This window comes from uncultured Kiloniella sp. (assembly GCF_937128705.1).
In the GTDB taxonomy this organism is placed as follows: domain Bacteria; phylum Pseudomonadota; class Alphaproteobacteria; order Kiloniellales; family Kiloniellaceae; genus Kiloniella.
The window spans coordinates 1-4301 of sequence record NZ_CAKZMP010000172.1 but is presented as its reverse complement, the minus strand read 5'-3'; the positions used below and the strand labels follow the sequence as shown (position 1 = coordinate 4301).

The window sequence follows — 4301 nt, the reverse complement described above, 5'->3', positions numbered from 1 at the left end:
CCGGGCAAAGAGATCACGCCCAAGGTCATCTGTACCAAAATAATGACCGCTTTCAATAGATGGTCCGCCGAGTTCTAGCACTTGCCCAATGACCATAAAATCAATCTCATCATTGGTAAATTGTGCAAAATAAGTACCGAGAAATGCAAAGAGAAATACCAGAACAAGGGTAATCATTCCTGCGACTGCCGCTTTGTTCTGGAAAAACCGTTTACGTGCATCAGCCCAAAGAGACCTGCCTTTCACATCTTGCTCAGACAAAGTCTCGGCCAACATTTCCATTTTTTCTTTTCTGATTAACATCACACTACAACCGGATCTTTGGATCAATCCATGCGTAAAGCAAGTCGACCACCAAGTTAAAGAAAATGGTTAAAATTCCGACAAGGATAGTAATTCCCATCATCACAGAGTAATCTCTGTTCAAGGCCGCGTTCACAAAGAACAACCCCATTCCTCCTGTAGAGAAAAACATGTCCACCACAACAGACCCAGTGATCATGGTGACAAAAGTCGGCCCAAGATATGAAATAACAGGAAGCATCGCTGGCTTTAAAGCATGTCGCAATACAATGTGATATGTGGGAAGCCCCTTGGAACGCGCTGTACGAATGTGGTTGGCATTCATTACCTCAAGCATGGAGGAGCGTGTTATACGGGCAATCGAAGCCATAAAACTTGTCGCCAATGCAATGACCGGCATGATCAGATAAGAAGGATCGCTATAATCCCATCCCCCACCGGGCAGCCAGCCAAGCCAAAGCGTAAAGACCAAAACAAGTATGGGGGCCATCACAAAATTCGGGAGAACCTGTGCCCCAATTGTGATCCCCACAGCAAAATAATCCAAAAGTGAGTTTTGGTAGATCGCAGCAGTAACACCAAGGGAAACCCCAATTGTTACCGCAAAGAAAAAGGCAATCGAACCATAGGTAAGCGTTATCGGAAAGCCCTGTGCCAAGACTTCATTTACTGTACGATCTTTGTAAATAAAGGATGGCCCGAAATCGAAGTCAAAGACAATATTCCGGATATAAATGAGGATTTGTTTGTAGATCGGCTGGTCTAAACCATACTTTGCTTCCAGGTTTGCCAGTATTTCTGGGGTTAATGCCCGTTCAGCTGTAAATGGGCCACCCGGGGCCGCGTGCATCAGCAAGAAGGAACAAACGATTAGAATAAGGATCGTCGGAACCGCAAGCGCGAGCCTTTTAAGTACTAAATTCAACATGATCACTAGTTACCAGAGACAGGTGTAACAAAGGGGTTCCCCGAATGAGGAACCCCGATTGCATTACTTCTCGACAATATAAAGATTGCGGGAATAATAAGTCTGCATCAAGTTATCGACAGGCCAGCCGCGCAGTGTTGGCTGAAGCATAATCGCACCTGTATACTGGTAAATAGGGGCGAATGGCATGTCCCGGGCCAAAATCTTTTCAGCTTTGGCATAGTTCGGGTTTGGGTTTTCCATGGTTTTGGATTCCGCCATAAGTTCATCGTACTCTGGGTTCGAATAACCAGAAACATTATGCCCTGAATAGGAAGTCAAAAGATCCAAATAGGTTGAGGCTTCGTTATAATCACCACACCACGCATAGCGACTTACCTCAAACTCACCCGCCTGTTGTTTTGTGGTATGAATTTTCCACTCGTTATTTGACAGGGTCAAATCAACACCCAGGGTCTTTTTCCAGAACTGAGATACCCCAATAGCCACCTTTTTATGGGTTTCTGAAGTATTGTAATTCAAAGTCAGTTTCAAGGGATTATCTTCACCATATCCAGCTTCGGCAAGTAAGGCTTTTGCTTTTGCATCTCGCTCTTTTTGCGTCCAGCCAGCATAATCGATTTCAGGTAAGTCGAACCCTGCTGTTTTTTGATGAGCAAAGTTATAGGACTGGTACTGTCCACCTTGTAAAATACGATCCGTAATGACTTCACGGTTAATTGCATAGGACAAGGCCTTGCGAACACGAACATCCTTTAGAGATTCAGGCCCCTTCTCGCCAACATTAAACCAATAGATATATGAACAGGAATAAGGATTGGATACAGCTTGCTTTGGATACTCTTTTGATAGACGCGGATATTGACCGGACGGAATATTTGTTTTGTCCACTTCTCCCGCAAGATAACGGGTCAAAGCCTGATTTTCATCATTGATAACAAGGGCAACGGTCTTATCTATAATTGTGTTTTCATTATTCCAATAATTGGTATTACGTTCGCGGACGACTTTCTCACCAGAACGATATTCGCTGAGAACATAAGCGCCATTACCAACGATATTTTCTGGCTTGGTCCAGCTTGCACCATGTTTTTCAACAACCGATTTTAACACAGGAAAAGTGGATGTGTGCACAGTCATAGAAGCAAAATATGGAATTGCTTTTTCCAACGTCACTTCAAAGGTTTTGTCATCTACCGCGCGTACACCCAGTTGATCTGAGGAAATCTCACCTTTGACAACTTTTGTCGCGTTCTTGACCCCCATCAATTCCATATACCACGCATATTCAGATGCTGTCTTTGGGTCGACCAAACGACGCCAGGCATAGACAAAATCATGGGCCGTTAACGCTTCGCCGTTAGACCATTTGGCATCCCGTAAGTTAAAGGTATAGGTCAGTTTATCTTCACTGACGCTGTAACCTTCTGCTGTTCCGGGAACAAGCTCGCCTTTGGCGTCTTCATTCATTAATCCCTCAAAGAGATCACGGATGACACCAGACCCCTCTATATCGGTATTAATTTGAGGATCAAATGATTTGATGTCATCCAACAAACGATAAGTAAAAACCTGTTCATCAGCTAGTTTTTCGCCATTGATTGTCTTTGCACTAGAAACAATGGGGAACACCAACATCGCGCTGAGGGCAGCGGATAATAATAATTTTGTTCTCATGAGCTACTTCTCCCTAGCCTCTAAATTTGTCCACAGTTTTCGTGGCCTTTTTTATTCTTCCTGTCCAGTTGCCCTAAAAAGGCGAAACCGATGTACGAAACAATGCTCACCCTTTGATTTCAGTCAGCCTTCAACCCCGATAGAACAAAGGCTTGTACGCCATCAAAGATAATCACATAAGTATTGAATAACAATACTATTTACTTCATACCACTACTTATGTATCAAGAAATGACATTACTGCAAAGATTTTTATGGCGCACTTTGAGAAAATTACGCCGCAGCATTTGTTAAAGAATGAGAAATGAACAAGAAAGTTATTAAGTTTTTTATTTTTTTTGTTGTACAAAGAAGTTGAAAAACAATAGCTAAATGCACCAAAGACATTCTTTTGATTACCAGTTAAGCAAAAGAAAATTATAAAAGAAAAAAAATGACAAACATCAGTGGCCCATTAATTCAGGCAAAAAACACCAGTAAAAAATCCGGCTCTTTAATGCAAAAAGCCAACCCAAAAACCGATAACCCTCTTTTTGTAGGGTCAGTAGAAAAGGCTTTTTCTGTTCTTCAGGCTTTTGGGCAGCACAAAAAATCGTTAAGCCTCAAGGAAATTTCAGAAATTACTGGAATCGGCAAATCAGCAGCTCAACGTTTTTGCTATACCCTTGTAGAACTTGGTTTTTTAGAAAGAGATGATAGCAGTCGTCGGATGCGACCCGCAGCAAGGTTGCTGGGCCTCTCTCACTCTTATCTTGCTTCAAATCCCATAAGCTCTATAGCCGCCCCTTACCTTTTACAAGCTAGGGAAAATAGCGGGGAAGCGGTTAACCTAGGTATACCAATGGATCAAGATGTGATTTATATCGCCCGCTTGGCCAGTACAAATTCTCATATCGCGCACCCAATTGTCGGCGGACGTGCCCCAATGTTCTGTACCTCCAGTGGTCGCGCTTATTTATCTACCCTGTCACAAGACGAAATCTCTGACCTACTTGATGAGTCTGATCTGACACCAATCACGCGCCACACAATTATAGATAAGCAAGAAATCCTTCGCAAAATTGATGACGTCCTCAACAAAGGTTACGCCATGGCAAATCAGGAATGTATTGTTGGCGAGTTAACCATTGCGGCACCTATTCTTGGGCCTGATCACAAAGGAATTGGTTCTGTAAACATTTGCGTGACGCGCCCGGCATGGACAATGGAAAGTGTCGAAGAAAAATTAGCACCCATTGTTTGTCAGACAGCACATAACATCACGCTGGCTCTTTCTAATTAGATCCGGAATCCCCCCCCAAATTCAAAATGGATTCCAAGCTAACTATAGATCACAAAGAAAGGGTCATGAGGCAAAAATCTGACGCAGTAATCGTTTTGAAATTCGCCCTTT

3 protein-coding genes and 1 pseudogene are annotated in these 4301 nt (G+C 43.0%); 1 reads left to right on the top strand and 3 read right to left on the bottom strand.

Annotated elements, in window-relative coordinates:
* The 3 genes and pseudogenes from Q0241_RS09520 to Q0241_RS09510 all read right to left on the bottom strand — a co-directional run.
* Window positions 1–303: pseudogene (locus Q0241_RS09520) on the bottom strand (peptide ABC transporter permease); the annotation flags it as partial.
* Window positions 304–307: 4 nt separating this feature from the next.
* A complete protein-coding gene (oppB, locus tag Q0241_RS09515; protein WP_299376594.1) occupies window positions 308–1231 on the bottom strand; it encodes an oligopeptide ABC transporter permease OppB in 924 nt (307 codons plus the stop codon).
* Window positions 1232–1294: 63 nt separating this feature from the next.
* Complete coding sequence (locus Q0241_RS09510) at window positions 1295–2908, bottom strand: peptide ABC transporter substrate-binding protein (RefSeq protein ID WP_299376591.1); 1614 nt, start codon at window positions 2906–2908, stop codon at window positions 1295–1297.
* A 433-nt stretch (window positions 2909–3341) separates the two neighbouring features.
* Here Q0241_RS09510 and Q0241_RS09505 point away from each other — a divergent pair, with 433 nt between their 5' ends.
* Window positions 3342–4190: an IclR family transcriptional regulator gene (locus tag Q0241_RS09505; protein ID WP_299376588.1), complete on the top strand. Its 849-nt coding sequence runs from the start codon at window positions 3342–3344 to the stop codon at window positions 4188–4190.
* Window positions 4191–4301: the final 111 nt, after the last annotated feature.